This window comes from Rivularia sp. PCC 7116 (assembly GCF_000316665.1).
Taxonomy (GTDB): Bacteria; Cyanobacteriota; Cyanobacteriia; order Cyanobacteriales; family Nostocaceae; genus Rivularia.
The window spans coordinates 567023-583960 of the sequence record NC_019678.1 but is presented as its reverse complement, the minus strand read 5'-3'; the positions used below and the strand labels follow the sequence as shown (position 1 = coordinate 583960).

Annotated in this window: 12 protein-coding genes and 1 tRNA gene; 6 read left to right on the top strand and 7 right to left on the bottom strand. The window is 37.2% G+C overall.

Annotated features, from left to right (window positions below; all coding sequences use genetic code 11):
* Positions 1-76 precede the first annotated feature (76 nt).
* Positions 77-862: a heterocyst development glycosyltransferase HepC gene (gene hepC, locus RIV7116_RS02210; RefSeq protein ID WP_015116633.1), complete on the bottom strand. Its 786-nt coding sequence runs from the start codon at positions 860-862 to the stop codon at positions 77-79.
* Positions 863-1957: 1095 nt separating this feature from the next.
* Here hepC and RIV7116_RS02205 point away from each other — a divergent pair.
* The 4 genes from RIV7116_RS02205 (at position 1958) to RIV7116_RS02190 (ending at position 8554) form a co-directional block, all read left to right on the top strand.
* Complete coding sequence (locus RIV7116_RS02205; RefSeq protein WP_044290720.1) at positions 1958-2869, top strand: glycosyltransferase; 912 nt, start codon at positions 1958-1960, stop codon at positions 2867-2869.
* Between the two features lie 103 nt (positions 2870-2972).
* Complete coding sequence (hepA, locus tag RIV7116_RS02200) at positions 2973-4868, top strand: heterocyst formation ABC transporter subunit HepA (protein WP_015116631.1); 1896 nt, start codon at positions 2973-2975, stop codon at positions 4866-4868.
* A 92-nt stretch (positions 4869-4960) separates the two neighbouring features.
* Positions 4961-6013, top strand: a complete 1053-nt coding sequence (locus RIV7116_RS02195; protein WP_015116630.1) for a polysaccharide pyruvyl transferase family protein — start codon at positions 4961-4963, stop codon at positions 6011-6013.
* 282 nt (positions 6014-6295) lie between these two features.
* Positions 6296-8554, top strand: a complete 2259-nt coding sequence (locus tag RIV7116_RS02190) for a polysaccharide biosynthesis tyrosine autokinase (protein WP_015116629.1) — start codon at positions 6296-6298, stop codon at positions 8552-8554.
* Between the two features lie 160 nt (positions 8555-8714).
* Here the strand turns inward: RIV7116_RS02190 and RIV7116_RS02185 are convergent, their stop codons facing one another.
* Both RIV7116_RS02185 and RIV7116_RS02180 read right to left on the bottom strand, forming a co-directional pair.
* Positions 8715-9635, bottom strand: coding sequence for an ABC transporter ATP-binding protein (locus RIV7116_RS02185; protein ID WP_015116628.1), 921 nt, complete (start codon positions 9633-9635; stop codon positions 8715-8717).
* Between the two features lie 102 nt (positions 9636-9737).
* Complete coding sequence (locus RIV7116_RS02180; RefSeq protein WP_015116627.1) at positions 9738-10445, bottom strand: NADPH-dependent FMN reductase; 708 nt, start codon at positions 10443-10445, stop codon at positions 9738-9740.
* Between the two features lie 306 nt (positions 10446-10751).
* Between RIV7116_RS02180 and RIV7116_RS02175 the strand changes: the two genes are divergently transcribed.
* Both RIV7116_RS02175 and RIV7116_RS33580 read left to right on the top strand, forming a co-directional pair.
* The gene (locus RIV7116_RS02175) at positions 10752-11564 is read left to right on the top strand and encodes a carbon-nitrogen hydrolase family protein (RefSeq protein ID WP_015116626.1); all 813 of its coding nucleotides are present in this window, start codon (positions 10752-10754) and stop codon (positions 11562-11564) included.
* Between the two features lie 375 nt (positions 11565-11939).
* A complete protein-coding gene (locus RIV7116_RS33580) occupies positions 11940-13085 on the top strand; it encodes a phosphodiester glycosidase family protein (RefSeq protein WP_015116625.1) in 1146 nt (381 codons plus the stop codon).
* 146 nt (positions 13086-13231) lie between these two features.
* On the opposite strand, the gene fba is transcribed toward RIV7116_RS33580, so the two are convergent.
* The 4 genes from fba to pdhA all read right to left on the bottom strand — a co-directional run bounded on the left by fba (position 13232) and on the right by pdhA (position 16841).
* Positions 13232-14311 (bottom strand): class II fructose-bisphosphate aldolase, encoded by a 1080-nt coding sequence (gene fba, locus RIV7116_RS02165; RefSeq protein WP_015116624.1) that lies wholly within the window; start codon positions 14309-14311, stop codon positions 13232-13234.
* A gap of 309 nt (positions 14312-14620) precedes the next feature.
* Positions 14621-14692, bottom strand: a tRNA-Lys gene (locus RIV7116_RS02160).
* A 58-nt stretch (positions 14693-14750) separates the two neighbouring features.
* Positions 14751-15623 carry a galactose mutarotase gene (locus tag RIV7116_RS02155; protein WP_015116623.1) on the bottom strand — a complete coding sequence of 291 codons (873 nt, stop codon included), beginning with the start codon at positions 15621-15623 and terminating at the stop codon, positions 14751-14753.
* Between the two features lie 183 nt (positions 15624-15806).
* Positions 15807-16841, bottom strand: coding sequence for a pyruvate dehydrogenase (acetyl-transferring) E1 component subunit alpha (pdhA, locus tag RIV7116_RS02150; protein ID WP_015116622.1), 1035 nt, complete (start codon positions 16839-16841; stop codon positions 15807-15809).
* Positions 16842-16938 lie beyond the last annotated feature (97 nt).

Sequence of the window (16938 nt, the reverse complement as noted above, 5' to 3'; positions counted from 1 at the left end):
TTTTCGCAGATACAGTTTAGATTCTAGGTTTAATATTGTATGTATTTAAATATTATTAATGCCTACATAAAATAACTTATCTGGAATAATTATTTTTACCAATAATACTGGCTGTAATACCTGGTGAGGTATCAATTAATGTCTGTTCTATGAAACTAATCTTCTTAACTTCAGCTAAACTCCAAGGAAATCTTCCAATCAGACTCATATCTCCTTTGAGGACATTGAAAAGTTGTGGCAATTTAGTTAAACTATTCATCTTAATTATTCTTAAATTATCGCTAAAATTATATATACAAAATAACTTGCCTTGTTTGCCTATACACCATTGCCTCTGCAATATTGCTTCGTGAAAATAGACTTTAATCAATAAGGCTAAAGCGACAAATATCGGAGAAAGTATAATTACTGATATTATTGCCATGAAAATATCAAAGCAGCGTTTTGCCAACCGAGACAGCCTGTTAAAATTATTGGAGTATCTTAAAAGGTTTCCTTTTTGATATAGACGTAAAAATATTGCTTTCTTACATCTTCTGCATTGTTCTGCCCACACGATTAATTTCTCTAATTCAATGCGCGAATCTATCTCTACTGTTGTGGCAGGAGAAAATCGCAGCCATTCAGCTAAAAAATCTTCGCTTCGATGGGAAAGTAAATGCATATGCGAAGGCTTACAAGTTAGCTTGACTAAAAGTTTTTCACCTTTTAACTTAATTTTGTAACCCAATTTGTACTTACAAGAATTGATATTGTTATTAATTTCAGCTTTATTCTGGGTATAACTCTTTTCTTGTACTGGCTTTTCTAAATCAGCATGTGATGTAAAACTTACTGAGGTTGTTCTTTGCTCATGCACCATAGCTAAGAATCAGTAATGGTTGTCAATCAATAACAGGTAGCACAATCGCTATTATGGAACTTCTTAATGCTCTTTAGCTGCAAAATAAATCTCGTTTACAGATCAGAATTTTTCCTTCAAGTATTTTTGATTCCGGTATTAAATGCATTAGACAAATCTAAATATATGAAAGATTTCTCAGTTTGTAAGCCAAATTCTCAGCAGTTCGAGTAAAAGTAAGTAATTACACTACTGAATTATTCCATATTCACAAAATGTTAATCCAATCATAAGTTTATTTATTTAAACAAGTCAACTCTCTATCAGTAAAATCTCGGTTGAATATTCAATAATCATAGTCTTTATTATGATATAGCCTGTGATGGTAAGAAATTTCACCAATCTTAAAATGTTTTAAATTATACGATTATCTTTTAAAGATTATATTTTGACCTTAGTATGTTTATAAAAAGCAAACTTTAGTTATTCACTCATTCAGTAAGAGATACAGAGATTATTGATAGCGAATTTGAAGCTTTTGCTTTCCGGCAATTAATAGCTTATTTATGCTTGATTAGCTTCTCAGACAAGTATTTATCGTTAAATATATTCTCAAATAAAATTAATTTAGAAACCACTAAATATTTAGGTATAAATTGTTATAGCCAATTCTTTGATGGCGATATTAAAAATATTTATCTACAAATGATACCGACCGCTTTTATCCTATTAGTCTTTAGCAGCATCTTATAGACGATAAGTAACTCTAATATAGTCTGCGAACGAAAAAATAGCTGCTCAAGCGTTATTGGCTATTTGTCATGTTGCGATTGTAGTTATAAATGTTGCAAAAGTTGTACAGCTAAATCTACAACTTTCGGTGGATGCTATATATACATAATTTGCATTCTAATTTAATCCTAAAGAATTTTACTTTCCAAAAAAACAAAAGCTGAAAAACGTCTAAAATAGGTTAGAATTTTTACTCAAGCTGCAATGAATGGTTAGATAATTTTGCATAGGAGTTATGACATTGATTTAGTCCGAAAAAGCACTAAATATTCAGTGTGTTGTTACTAGCTGCATCTTTTCGGTGTGGATACGGGTGTGATTACCATGACGGCAAAAAATGATATAGCTTTTGTAATTGTTTCTTACAATTCAGCTACAACTTTAAGAGGTGCAATTGAATCATGCATTAAAGCAGTTGAAGATTTTTACCCAGAAAGAGGCACTGTTATTGTGTACGATAATGCCTCAAAGGATAACTGTCCGCAAATTATAGATGATTTTGGGCGGAGATATCCACATATATTTATAGGTAAAAAAGGAGAATCTAACCTAGGATTTGGTGTTGCTAATAATAGGGCTGTTGCTGCTATACCAAGTAATGCTTATGTTTTAGTAAATCCTGATGTCACATTTAAAGCTACGATAATTCCTCGTTTACAAGCAACATTAAATTCCGAATCAAATATTGCAATTGTCTGCCCAAAGTTGCTGTATCTTGACAAATCAGTTCAACCTTCAATCCGTAGATTTCCGACATTCAACTTTTTGCTTTGCAAGTATTTACTGGGTGAAAAGTTGCAGAATATACTATGCCCTTTTGATTATTATTATTCCGGTATACCTGCTCCCCAAAAAATTACAGAGATTAATTGGGCAATAGGCGCTTTCATGATGGTATCTGGGAAATATGTCGAGCGTTATGGTTTGTTTGACGAACGCTTTTTCTTATACTTTGAAGATGTAAGCTTGTGTGTAGATGCTTGGCAAAACGGCTATAGAGTTTTATTTCACCCAAAAGTATCCGCACTGCATTTATATCAGCGTTGTAGTACTGGTTCAAAGTTTAACTATCTAACGCTAATACATATAATTTCTGCTTTAAAGTTTTTTGCTAAGTATAAACCTTATCGCAAATCTTGGCAGTTAATTAGCCTAATTTTGGGAATCTATCCAAAATTACGACATAGCTGGCATTTTTTCATATTATCGAAATTTGATAAATTGCAGCGCTCATAAAATATTTAGTTTTATCGATAAGTTTAATTCCGTCTAACGAATTTTATGCTTGCGATTATATAGAGTTTCGACAGCTGGCTATTTAATCATCAAAAACAGATACATGCAAGTAAAGTTACCTACTTTTATCCGTAAAATCTTAGTAACCACTGGTTTTTGGCAGCAACATTATCTGATTGTAAGAGCATTTAAACCTTTTTATCGCATTGCAATAGTAGCCGTGCTTCTAACAATTATGGCAGCGGCTTTAGAAGCTCTAGGTATAGGGTTAATAGCTTCTTTACTACAAGGATTAACGAATCCAAATCAGCCAGCTTTAGAAACTGGTATTGAATGGTTTGATATTAGTGTTTTGGGTACTGAAAATGCTTCTCAAGAGCGCATTTGGCGCATATCTGGTTTAATATTATTTACTGTTTGGTTAAGAGCAGTTTTTAGTTATTTCGGACGTTACTGCGCTAAATTATGCGAGATTGGATTGGTAGATACTCTTCGTAAAAAAATATTTGAGCAGTTTAAAAGCTTTAGTCTTGCATACTATACCCAAAAACGTTCCGGAGAATTAATTAATACTTTTTCTACCGAAGTTAGTAACTTGAGCTTTGCTTTTAACGAACTGATTAATTTCGTAACTAAAAGTTGTGTAATATTAGCATATACTGTTGCCATGTTTGTTATCTCTTGGCAACTGACTTTAGTTACAGTACTACTTTTTAGTTTACTCGCAGCAGCAGCATCACATTGGATTCGTCGAGTGCGTGAAGCCAGTTTTGAAATGAGTTCGACTGGAGGAGAATTAGCCGCCAAAACGTCAGAATTTATTGGCGGGATTCGCACGGTACAAGCATTTTGGACTCAAGAATTTGAAAGTAAGCGTTTTAATCAAGTAGCTGATAAATTTGCTAGCGCTTGGTTGAAGGCTAGTACTATTAGCGGGCTTTTGCAACCAGTCATCGAAGCTTTAGCTACTACAATTTTGGTATCGATGATATTAGTTGCAGTTTCTGCACTCATATCTAATGGCATCCTGAATATAGTTTCTTTGCTGGCATTTCTATTTGCGTTATTTCGGTTGCTGCCAATTATCGCTCATATGAATAGTTCCTGGGGTTTAATTGCCATACATTCCGGGGCTTTAGGAGCTGTTGAAGAACTTTTAAGAACAGATAATAAAGCCTATTTAACAGATGGGACAAAAAATTTCCCCGGTTTGAGGCAAGCTATAAAAATTGTCAATGTTGATTTTGGTTATGACAATAGTCAATTAGTATTGCACAATATTAATTTAACAATTGAACGCGGTGAAACTATAGCTTTAGTGGGTGCTAGTGGTTGCGGTAAAACAACTTTAGCCGATTTATTAGTGCGTTTTTATGACCCCACTTTTGGAACAATATTAATTGATAATGTAGACTTGCGCGAATATAGTATCGGTTCGTTACGAAACAACATAGCGGTAGTAAGTCAAGATACTTTTATATTTAATACTTCGGTACGAGAAAATATTGCTTACGGTTTAGAAAATATAAATGATAAAGCAATTATAGAAGCAGCTAAAGGTGCAAATGCCGATGAATTTATTTCAGAATTACCCCAGGGTTTCGATACCAAACTTGGAGATAGAGGAGTACGCTTGTCTGGTGGACAAAGACAGAGAATTGCCATTGCGAGGGCATTGTTACGCAATCCAGATATTTTAATTTTAGACGAAGCAACTAGCGCTCTCGATTCGGTGAGCGAACGTTTAGTACAGCAGTCTTTAGAAAAATTGGCTTCTGGAAGAACTGCGATCGCTATTGCCCATCGACTTTCTACTATTTTTAAAGCTGACAAAGTCATAGTACTCGAACAGGGACGTATTGTAGAACAAGGAGGTTATCAGGAACTATTAAACCGTAAAGGTAAACTTTGGAAATATCATCAAACACAGCATCAGTTTAATGAAGATAATTTAGTCAATGAAGAGAAAATAAAAGAAGATAAGGATAAATTACTATAACCTCAAATTTTAACCCCTAATTCTTGATTTATAACTCTGAATTCCAAATTATTAACTCCTAACTATTCCCTATTATCTATTTCCTGAAAATTATGAAAGTAGCAATTTGGGGTTCGTATAATTATGGTAACTACGGCGATGATATAATGGCAATTCAGTTTGCTAAATATTTTAAAAGTATCAACGTTCGACCTGTAGTTTATCGATTAAATAAACAGCTAGCAAAACGCTATCAAATTCAAACGACTGATTCATTAAATGAACTTTTTGACGATGCCGAATTTTGCATTATAGGTGGCGGTGGATTTCTCGTAGAAAACTTTTCTGCACCTTTTGAAGAAGATTTTCGCCGCTTAAAAATCGTCAGCAGTGAGAAAAACTGTCCCGTATATCCGATTTCGATTGGTGGAGAAGGGTTGGGAAAAAATACTTCTCTTTCATATTGGAGGCAACAATTTTTTCAAGGTGAAACCTGTAAATCTTCCAGCGTTCGATTGCCATCGGATCGAGCTTTAATTCATCATTTTGGAAAAGAAGTTAATTATTATCCCGATGTATTGCTTTCAGTATCTGAATTTTGGCAAATTCCTTCTAAAATCAAATACAATAATATCATTAATGTTGGTATAAATATTCCCAATACCATACAGTGTAAATGGCTGGCTTTCCAACTTAGTGTAATCGCATCTATCAGAAGAGATATTGTTTTCCATTTTATTAAAACATATTTACCATCTTCGCCAATAAATACCGAGTTGCGACCTAAACAACTATCTAGTAATATCAAATATCATGTGTATACAGACCCTAAGTTAACCCTTGAATTCCTTGCTTCACTCGACTTAGTAGTTTCATACAAACTACACCTTGGATTAACAGCACTAGCATTAGGGGTGCCATTTTACAGCTTGGGTGGCTCTGGTAAAGCTAAAGCCTTTTTAAATAGTATTGGAGCCGATTTTGCGGTTTGGAATCCCGGCGACAAACGATTTAAAGTTGCTGCCTTTCTATCCAATCCTCAAAATATTATTCAAGCAAAAAATAGATTTAATTTTACTATAATAGATAAATTCGCTGTTGAGAGTCGGGGGCACTTAGAGTTATTAAACAAACTTGTAAAAAATGTTAGTTCTTCATTTAGATAGACGTATCGTCTCTGATTGAGTTAGTACAGTCTTTCGCATGAATACTAAGTTAATTTATGAGCTTTGAGAAATCAGATTAACAGAAACATTCAATACATAGTTCGAGTAATCTATATATTTAGTTTCGAGGTAATTATGAATTAATTGTACTTTTATGTGATAAATTATTTATCTAAAACGCATTTAGTTCGTTCTTTATAAGAGTGAATCGGGGTGTATAAAAATGTTTAGATTATTTAGCGAATTTAAGAAAAAATAGTGTTTCGATTTGAGAGGTCTTTTGTGGTGGTTGACACAGATCTGGAGCAAGGGCAAATCGCGATAGCCCCCCCACAAGAAGCTGTGAATATTAGACAGCTATCTATCATAATATATCGCCGACGCTGGCTAATTTTAGGGGTTGCAAGTATCATTATGTCAATTGCGACTCTACTATCTGTAGTAATAAAACCGATGCGTGAAAGCTCGATGCAGATGTTAGTTAGTTCTAATCTTTATCAAAGTGCAAAAACGTATAACAATCAAAATAATTTGAATAATGATTTTACAGATTCTAATCTTGAAGTTGTAGATTATACTGCTCAGTTACAGTTGATGCGAAGCACAAAATTAATTCAAAGAGCAGTAGGATTGCTTCAACCAACTTATCCAGATATTACAGTAGAAGATATTAAAGGAGAAAAAGGTGTAAAAGCCGAAAAAGCCCCTTTAACAGTTACCCAACTACAAACAGGTGCGGGAATACATAAAGTCCCTTCGGAAGTATTTGAAATATCTTTTAAAGATAAAAACCCAGTTAAAGCCCAAAAAGTACTCGAAGCATTACAAATAGTTTATCAACAATTTAATAAACAACAGCAAAAAGCCCGTTTATCAAAAGGTTTAGCTTTCGTTAATAGCAGACTTCCCAAAATTAGAGAACAGGTAATTCAATCAGAAAGAAAGTTAGAAACCTTTCGTAAAAGACACAATATAGTTAATCCGCAAGTACAGAGTACAGTTCTTTTAGAAACCATTGCCGCAATCAAAAAAGATCTGGAGACTACTACCGCGCAGTTGCAAGACATAGAAGCTCGATACAGTAATTTAGAGCAAAAAATAGCTGCTTCTCCTAGAAATGCTTTAGTATCTTCGCGTTTGAGTCAGTCAACTCGCTATCAATCGTTACTAGATGAAATTCAAAAAACAGAATTGGCTTTGGCTCAGGAAAGACAGAGGTTTACAGATAATTCTCCTACAGTACAAAAATTGTTAGCACAGCGTCAGAGCCAACTAACTTTGTTACAACAAGAAGCCGGAAGAAGTTTGGGAGATAAAGTAGATGTTGCTCAAAAATCTGCACAGCCATTGTTGACAAAAGGGCAACTTGCGGGAGTCGATTTAAAGCTAGTCGAAGATTTAGTCAAATTAGAAACAGAAGCTTTGGGTTTGCGTGCCAATCAACAAAGTTTGATGAAATCTGAAAAACAGCTACGTGCAAATTTAAATCAATATCCTGCCTTAATTGCACAATACAACCGATTATTGCCAGAAGTCGAAACCAACCGCAAAACTTTGGCGCAGTTAATGGAAATACGCCAATCTTTAGCCCTGAAAATCGCTCAAGGGGGATTTGATTGGCAAATACTCGAACAACCCGAATTAGGAACAACAACAGGTAGATCGAGACTATTATTTCTCTTAGCAGGTGCGGTTACTGGTCCAGTTTTAGGTATCGCATTAGCTTTAATTTTAGAGCTATTCAACGATACCATTTATACTCCTAAAGACTTAACAAAGTTTACAAATCTGCGTTTGCTTGGTAAAATTCCCAAACTGCCACCACTTCGTAAAAGAAAAAGACTTTTTAATTTACCAGTTGGTTTTAATAGCTCATCTCCACGGCGATCGCTAAAAAACTCATACTCTGCTTTTCCACAAGCCATAGCCCATTTGCCTTCCCATGAAACCCTGGATATGGCTTACCAAAATATTCAAATATTGAAGTATCCCCTACACTGTCAAACATTAATGGTAACTTCAGCACTAGCTGGGGAAGGGAAATCGACTGCAACATTAGGATTAGCGGTAAGCGCGGCTAGAATGCACCAGCGAGTTTTGGTGATTGATGCAAATCTACGAAGTCCCTGTTTGCATTCGATTCTAGAACTTTCTAACGATTGGGGACTATCCTTATTATTGTTAGAAGAAAGAAATAGTGAAGTCAACGATTACGTGCAACCCGTTCATCCTGCCATAGATGTCTTAACTGCCGGGCCAATTCCAGATGATACAGTAAATTTACTTAGCTCGGGACGGATGAAAGAACTGTTAGAAATATTTACGCGCAGCTATGATTTAGTACTAATAGATGCTTCTTCTATTTTAGATACCGTAGATGCGAGGATTCTGGCTTCTTTATGCAGCGGTATTATCATGGTAGGACGTATGGGTAAAATAACACACACTGAATTGGTTCAAGCCACACAAATTTTGAGCAGCTTGAATTTAGTCGGAATTATTGCTAACGAAGCAGGCAAATCGCGAAAAGTCTATGTGTGAAGCAATTAGTTAAAGAAGAGAAGGAAGAGAAATTAGAATCGCCTTCTATATCTGAATATTTAATTTTCTCTCCTTATTCCTTTACGTACAAGGAAAACTCAGCGTACCTCTGCGCTTACCTCCTTGTTCCTCTGCGTTTAAAAAAAACATGTGATGTGATTTAATTACTTCCCTCTTTCACCAATTTTAAAAATATTTGAGTTAAATCAGCTTCCGCCTTTTCCACAACTTTTAACTGTAAAGGTTCAAGTATATTCAATACTTGATAAATTAAATCTGGCTGGCTGACAAAAATAATTCTTTTTTCTACGACTTCCACACCAACTTTTACTAACTTGTGAATTCTGACTTCATCCAACACGGATTCCATTTCTACTTTATAAGCTTGACCAGAAAATTTACGAATCAATTCAGCAGTAGGTAATTCTGTTAATATTTCACCCTTACGAATAATCGCAATTCTATCGGCAAGCTGTTCGGCAATATCAAGTTGATGAGTCGTTAATAAAATTGCACAGCCAGATGCAGCAATTTCCTTGACTAACAATTTCACATCTTCAGTTGCTTCCACATCAAGCCCTAAAGTAGGTTCATCTAACAATAAAACTTGTGGTTGATGAACTAAAGCAACAGCAAAAGCTAATTTCTGCTGCATCCCTCGCGACAGTTGCTGTACTGCGGTACGACGTTTATGCTGTAAGCCAAATCTTTCTAAAAGCGCAATCCCCGATTTACGCGCTTGAGTATGAGTAAGTCCTTTTAACACTCCGAAATACTCCAAATTCTCTTGAGGAGTTAATCGCCAATAAACATTACGGTTTCCTTCCAAAACAGCACCAAGTTTTTCTAAGGCACGGGGGTTACGGTGAGGATTTATTCCCGAGATTTTTGTCCAGCCGAAATCTGGTTTAATTAATCCCGCCATCATTTTTATGCTTGTAGTTTTACCCGCACCATTAGGACCTAAAAAAGCCACAACTTCCCCTGGCGCAATATTTAAAGAAACATTTTTTACTGCTTCTACTATTTGATTCTTTAAACGGTAAGTTTTTTTGAGGTTATAAGCTTCCAGAGCAATCATATTGGTTATTAAAAAAGGGAATAGATGATATCGATAGGAAGGAATGTTTCTCCTTCTTGGCATCAGATTAAGATTATCTTTCTTATTCCCTGTAAATGAAAATTAGTCATTGACAATTTTGATATCCATACCAGCTTCAGTACTACTAACTTCCATCACTGTATCAGTTTCTTCTGTTCCCATTCTGGCAGCATTTTCTGGGCAAGGTTTGTTTGCATGATGATTAATTGTGGCAAGTTGATTGTTTTCATCTATACAAACTTCTAATCTTCCATGACGCAGCACCGTTGACATCCAAACCAGTTCTTTCATAAATCTTTCAAACCGACGGATATAAGTTTGTTCATCCAATAATTTCCCCGAATCGTCAAATAAATTATTTACACCGCCAAAATTTAGGTCATAAAAAGTTGTCACCAAGCCTAACTCGCGCATCACTGGAAGTAAACTTTGAATTACTCTAGCACCACCAAAAGGTCCCGCCGAAACACCACAAATTCCTACAGCTTTGTGAATATATTCTTTCAAATTAGTATCGAGAACGTGTTTGAGTATACCGGGAAAACTATGATTATATTCCGGAACTACGATAATAAATCCATCAGCACGTTGGCAAGTAGCTGAAAATTGTGCATCCTTAATTGATTCCCCAGCATCATCCATAGGGAATTTAAGTTGACGAATATCAATTAATTCGGTCTCAACTCCATTCCACTTTTGAACCTGTTCGCACACAAACTTTGCTACCGGTTCGCTCATTCTACCTTCCCGAGTGGTACTGAGAATAACTGGGATAAAAATATTGCTCATATCAACTTTAGTTATTGGCAAATATTAACAAAATATACTTAAATCAACTAAATAGAAATATTTGTTGATTTATTTTCATGTTTAAACATCCGTTTTGCTGCAATCATAAATATGATTACTTGCTTGATGATTTATTAAAATAGATGCAAACAATTATGGGTTTATATGCCATAAGATAAGTGCAAGTAAATTTTTTTAAACTCAAGACTCGCTTTTATACCCAATCTGTTTTATATTTTGATTTTTAAGATTGAAGATATAGTTTGACCGACAACTGACTGTAAATTCTAAGAAGGTTAATACAGCATGAATTCTTATCTAGCAGCTGCTATTCAAATGACCAGCGTGCCTGATTTATCATCAAATTTAGCTCAGGCTGAAGAATTAATTGATGTGGCAGTGCGTAGAGGTGCTCAATTAGTGGGTTTACCGGAAAATTTTTCTTTTATGGGAGAAGAAAAAGATAAGCTTTTGCAAGCCGAAATCATTGCCAAAGAAACTCAAATCTTTCTCAAGAAAATGGCACAGCGCTACCAAGTAAATATTATTGGTGGTGGTTTTCCCGTTCCTTCAGGTGAAATTGATAAAGTTTACAATACTGCTGTGCTGATAGATTCCAACGGTGAGGAACTATCTTGCTATCGCAAAGCACATTTATTTGACGTAAACGTCCCAGACGGTAATACTTATCGAGAATCTAGTACGGTAATGGCTGGCACAGAACTGCCTAATGTGTACTTATCGAAACAACTCGGACACATTGGACTTTCAGTTTGTTATGATGTGCGATTTCCCGAACTTTACAGACACATGGCGCAACAAGGCGCGGATGTAATGTTTGTCCCCGCAGCCTTTACCGCTTTTACTGGCAAAGACCATTGGCAAATATTACTACAAGCCCGTGCTATTGAAAACACTTGTTACATAATCGCTCCAGCCCAAACAGGTGTACATTACCACCGTCGTCAAACCCACGGACACGCCATGATAATCGATCCTTGGGGGATGATTTTAGCCGACGCTGGGGAACAACCTGGAGTCGCGATCGCTGAAATTAATCCTGCCAGAATCGAGCAAGTTCGCCGTCAAATGCCAAGCTTGCAACATAGAGTATTTTAATTAGCACTTACTGAAGCAAGCAAACCATTCACGCCTTGATGCGGATTGTCCAAAACTTTGAAAATCTTAGCATTCGCGTCAGTTTTGTTAGTATTTCAAAATTACAATACAAAAGGAAAACAAGGCTTTTAAATCACTTTCATAACTAAAAGAACCCGGTGTTTGTAAGACATCGGGTTTTTGTTTATTTGATTACATTGATAATTTTTATTTATCCATTTATAACTTTCTACATACAAATAATTTGTATCAACAAAACAATATTTAAAGCCACTTTCGTTTAATCTTAACTCTAGGATTTTACTGTATTAATATCACAGCTTTGTATCGGGGTAATTGCGGAAACGAGTCCGAATTATTTTGAGAAAAAGAAGTATGAGGTTAATACCTAAAAGTCCCACCTTCCGCTACAAATTTCTCAGATTTCGCCTTGAAAATAAATCTTGCAAGGTCATTACTAAATTATTTCTGTTAGTGATTTATGTATTTGGTTTTGTACAGTTATTTCCGATTACACAAACTGCTGCTCGAACCGTTAACAATAGTAACGCTTGTATTCATAATTCTAGTTTGAACGGACAAATTTCAAACTTGCTCGAAACCACAACTAATGTATCTAACTTAGCAAGCAACCCACATCAGGGTATCAGAGTTGCGATGCAGAGTTTGACTACACCATTATCAAGTTATTTCAACCATAGTAACTTTGATGAGTCTACATTAAATTTGTTTGCCAGCATACCATCACCCTTACAGGCAGTGGTACCTGTTGGAAAAGCGATCGCATTATCCCTACAGCCGGGATTCAATTTCTCCAGCCCGATTCAACGTGTTGACACCACAGTCGCGAATATTCCTTTAACTCTAATTTCTGGTGGAAAACCCATAACCATTCATGCTGATAGTCGGTATCAGTTAGAGGAAGTTGTGGCTAAAAGCGGGACTAATGCAGTAGCGGCGGTAGACGGGGGTTTCTTCTCATTGAAATTCCTTAACTCCAACGTCATGATTGGTCCAGTTTACAGCTATTCCACCAACAAATTCGTTCCCGGAAATCAAGGCGAAAATAAAAAATTAGCAAACCGTCCGTTAGTTTTAATTAGCCCTGTTGCAGTCAAGTATATCCCCTTTGAACCCGACAAACATAATACATTGCAGGGTATACAAGCAGAAATGCCGGGAGTTACCGATGCATTTGTCGGTGCAGCGTGGTTAGTTGAAAACGGTAAACCAAAAACCGCTAATTACTTTGATTTTCTGCAAGGAGCAGACGGAGTACGCTTCCGGGCTTTTTGGGGAATGAATAAAGAAGGAGTTCCCGTTATTGGTGTTTCCAACAAAAAACTTGATTCTGCCAATCTATCAAAAGTCTTGACAAAAGCAGGTATCCAAGATGCTGTAATGCTTGACTCCGGTGCGAGTACGTCTTTAGTTTACAAAGGAAAATCCTTAGTAGGTTATACACCTCGTCCGGTACCTCATGCAGTTGCCCTGGTTGGAAGCGAATCTGGTTGTAATTAAATAACTATCAATCAAACAAAAAACCGGGGAACAATACTCACCCGGCTTGGTCATTCTTCTCAGAATCCTCAGTAACGTAGGGACACGTTAATATGGTGTCCCTATTTACTTGTTGATTAAAAGATTTTAGATTTTTGATTTTTAAACTATACTTTCGCAGTAGCCTTAGTTTTAGCAGAAAGTTCGCCACTAGCATACTTAGCAGCAAACTCATCTAAAGGAATTTGCTTGATCTTGCTAGCGTGCCCAGCAGTACCGAAAGCTTCATATCTATCCAAGCAAACCTGCTTCATGTACTTGATGGAAGGCTTGAGGAAGTGACGGGGGTCAAAGTTGGCTGGATCTTTTGCAGCAGCTTCGCGGAAAGCAGCAGTGATAGCCAAACGATTGTCGGTGTCAATATTTACCTTACGTACACCACTCTTAATACCCTTCTGAATTTCTTCAACAGGTACACCGTAGGTTTCAGGAATCTGACCACCGTACTGGTTAATCATGTCCAACCATTCTTGAGGTACGGAAGAAGAACCGTGCATTACAAGGTGGGTATTGGGTAGACGGTTGTGGATTTCTTCAATTCGGCTGATTGCCAAAACTTCACCAGTGGGCTTACGAGTAAACTTGTAAGCACCGTGGCTGGTTCCAATCGCAACTGCTAGAGCATCAACTTGAGTTCTTTCAACAAATTCAACAGCTTCATCGGGATCTGTTAAAAGTTGATCTCTGCTGAGTTTTCCTTCAGCACCGTGTCCATCTTCAGCTTCACCCATTCCAGTTTCCAAAGAACCCAAGCAACCGAGTTCTCCTTCCACAGAAGCACCAACTGCATGAGCTACCTTCACTACTTCAGCAGTAACATTCACGTTGTACTCGAAGCTTGCTGGAGTCTTGGCATCAGCTTCCAAAGAACCATCCATCATTACACTGGTAAAACCGTTACGAATTGCAGAGTAGCAAGTCGCAGGGCTGTTACCGTGGTCTTGATGCATAGCAATGGGAATATTTGGATGGGTTTCCACTGCTGCCAAAATCAGGTGACGTAGGAAGTTTTCTCCGGCATACTTACGCGCACCGCGAGAAGCCTGTAAAATCACGGGGCTATCAGCTTCTACAGCAGCCTGCATAATTGCCAGGATTTGCTCCATGTTATTAACGTTATAAGCTGGGATGCCATAACCGTTCTCAGCAGCATGATCCAACAGCAGACGCATTGGTACGAGCGCCATATATATTCCTCCTAATTTAGTTATTAGCTAATCTGTTTTAAGACAAGCGTAATTCTTACGTTAATCTTAATATTTTTTTCAACTTATAGGAAATTATAACTATTTGTGCGTACCTACGCTGAAAAAGATTTAAACGTCAAAGGTCAAGGGTTAAAGGTCAAAGGTCAAAGGTTACAGGTCTAGGGTTGAATGAGCCGAAACTATTAAAATGGTCAAAACATGGGAAAAATAAAGGCTTCTAATTTTTCAGAGGTGACTTCACACCTTTGACGTTTAGCCTCAGACCTTTGACCTAAATGTTCTTTTAAATGGGTAGCCTGGGATTCGAACCCAGAACAAATCGGTTAAAAGCCGAGTACTCTACCGTTGAGCTAGCCACCCATCGCGTTTTGCGCGACTTATGAATAATAACACGATACCCTATTATTTTGTAAAGGGGTTAAGCGAAAAAATTTGCTGTGAGACGAATCATTGCTGAATGAGTAGCCCCAGGATTGAGTACAGTCAAGTGTTTGCCGGTGTTGATAGCATTACGATGACCGCTCCAAGGCTCCAAGCAATAAAAGTCTTTACCTTTGACCGTCCAAAAGACCAAGGTTGAGAAATTATCATCGTATTCGAGCGTCATTTTTAAGTTACGACTTTTATCTGTAACGCTGGTAGATTTTGCACTTAGCTCTGTGAATGCAACATCAATTTCGTCTTGGCTAAAATCAAAGCTACCGTTAAACGGATGACTTTCCTGGCTACCTTTCTTTTGATATTCCCTCGATGGGATATCAAGCTCTAGCTGACTTTTATCGTGGGTTAAGAAGTAAGGATGAAAACCCACGGAAAAAGGCATTGGTTCGGAAGACTGATTTTTAAATTCTTGGAGTATTGTTAATGTATTGCCGTGCAATTGATAAGTGAAGCTAGCTTGAAAATCAAAAGGATAAACCTTTTTAGTTTCCTCGTTGCTGTTGAGATATAGCTTCAGGGAAACATTATCTACAGTAACTTCTTCCCCTACTTCCCAAGGTAAATTACGAGCAAAACCGTGTTGTTTGAGCGTAAATTTTTTGTCGTTAATAGCGTAAGTATCGTCAGGTAAATTTCCACAAATAGGAAATAGAATCGGATTTCCACCTCTAATGCTCATTTCAGGATTTTTTAATCGTTCTTCATCCATGTAAAAAACGTCTTTACCGTCAATCAGCCATTTGGTGGCGATACCACCACGTTTCGGTAGCACTTCTAACTGAGATTTAGCTTTTTCGTCAGTAATAACGTAGGTTTCGTACTGTCTTTGTTCGACGTTAATAGAAAACATAATTCAATAATTTGGAATTGGGCATGGGGTATGGGGCATAATTAGGAGTTAGGAATTAGGAATTAGCAGTTAAAAATAATTACTCTCCTCTCTACCCCCTCTTCCCTCTCTACCCCCTCTACCCCATCACTTCATCACCCTATCACCCAACCTTTGAGCTTTGACCTCTCACCTTGAACCTAATTACTCATCTTCAGCAAAAATAAATCGATGTAATTCGCTCGCATCTGGTTCGGGACTGCTTTGGGCGAATTCTACAGCTTCATCAACGGTTGCTTGAATTTTGCGCTCTATGTCCTTTAGTTCTTCTTGAGAAGCTAAATTTTGTTCAACTAAATAAGCTGCAAATTTTTTGATTGGATCGCGAGACAACCAGAATTCTTTTTCTTCTTTACTACGCATTTCGTCTGGATCTGCTAATGAGTGACCCCGAAAACGATAGGTAAGTGCTTCGATTAATGTCGGGCCTTCCCCAGAACGAGCGCGTAATACTGCTTCCTGAGCGACAGAACGAACCGCAAGTACATCCATTCCGTCAACTTCTACACCGGGCATACCAAATACGCTGGCTTTTTTGTAGATTTCTGGTTGAGAAGTTGCACGTTCGTGAGACATACCAATTGCCCACTTATTATTCTCTACCACAAAAATAATCGGCAGTTTCCATAAAGCTGCCATATTTAATGTTTCGTAAAATTGACCGTTATTGCAAGCTCCATCACCGAAAAAGCAAGCTGTTACTTGGTCTGCACTTTCATCTCCGAGAACCTCGCGACGGTACTTGGTTTGAAAAGCAGCTCCGGAAGCTACCGGAATACCTTCAGCAACGAATGCATAACCACCCAACAAACCATGTTCGGCAGAAAACATATGCATCGAACCACCGCGTCCCTTGCTGCAACCAGTAGCTTTACCAAACAACTCCGCCATTACTTCCTTTGCTGGAACTCCAGCACTCAAAGCGTGTACGTGGTCGCGGTAAGTACTGGAAACGAAATCTTCACCCGCTCGCATCGCCTTAATCACACCGCTAGAAACTGCCTCTTGACCGTTGTACAGGTGGACAAAGCCAAACATTTTGCCCCTATAGTACATCTCGGCGCATTTATCTTCAAAAAAACGCCCTAAAATCATGTCTTCATAAATTCGCAAACCTTCTTCTTTTGTTATTTGCGCGGTGGTCGCATTGAAATTGGGTAAAGTTCGTTCTTGAATCATTATTTTGCGTAAAAACTCCGTGGTAACACTTAAAGAGATAATTTTAGTAAATTTGCTCTGTATTCCTAGGTCAGCAGTCAAAAATTGTTTGCGATTC

Excerpts from the sequence above, each read along its gene's own strand:
- hepC (WP_015116633.1), bottom strand. The coding sequence starts at position 862 with ATGGTGCATGAGCAAAGAACAACCTCAGTAAGTTTTACATCACATGCT.
- RIV7116_RS02205 (WP_044290720.1), top strand. The coding sequence starts at position 1,958 with ATGACGGCAAAAAATGATATAGCTTTTGTAATTGTTTCTTACAATTCA.
- hepA (WP_015116631.1), top strand. The coding sequence starts at position 2,973 with ATGCAAGTAAAGTTACCTACTTTTATCCGTAAAATCTTAGTAACCACT.
- RIV7116_RS02195 (WP_015116630.1), top strand. The coding sequence starts at position 4,961 with ATGAAAGTAGCAATTTGGGGTTCGTATAATTATGGTAACTACGGCGAT.
- RIV7116_RS02185 (WP_015116628.1), bottom strand. The coding sequence starts at position 9,635 with ATGATTGCTCTGGAAGCTTATAACCTCAAAAAAACTTACCGTTTAAAG.
- RIV7116_RS02180 (WP_015116627.1), bottom strand. The coding sequence starts at position 10,445 with ATGAGCAATATTTTTATCCCAGTTATTCTCAGTACCACTCGGGAAGGT.
- RIV7116_RS02175 (WP_015116626.1), top strand. The coding sequence starts at position 10,752 with ATGAATTCTTATCTAGCAGCTGCTATTCAAATGACCAGCGTGCCTGAT.
- RIV7116_RS33580 (WP_015116625.1), top strand. The coding sequence starts at position 11,940 with ATGAGGTTAATACCTAAAAGTCCCACCTTCCGCTACAAATTTCTCAGA.
- fba (WP_015116624.1), bottom strand. The coding sequence starts at position 14,311 with ATGGCGCTCGTACCAATGCGTCTGCTGTTGGATCATGCTGCTGAGAAC.
- RIV7116_RS02155 (WP_015116623.1), bottom strand. The coding sequence starts at position 15,623 with ATGTTTTCTATTAACGTCGAACAAAGACAGTACGAAACCTACGTTATT.
- pdhA (WP_015116622.1), bottom strand. The coding sequence starts at position 16,841 with ATGATTCAAGAACGAACTTTACCCAATTTCAATGCGACCACCGCGCAA.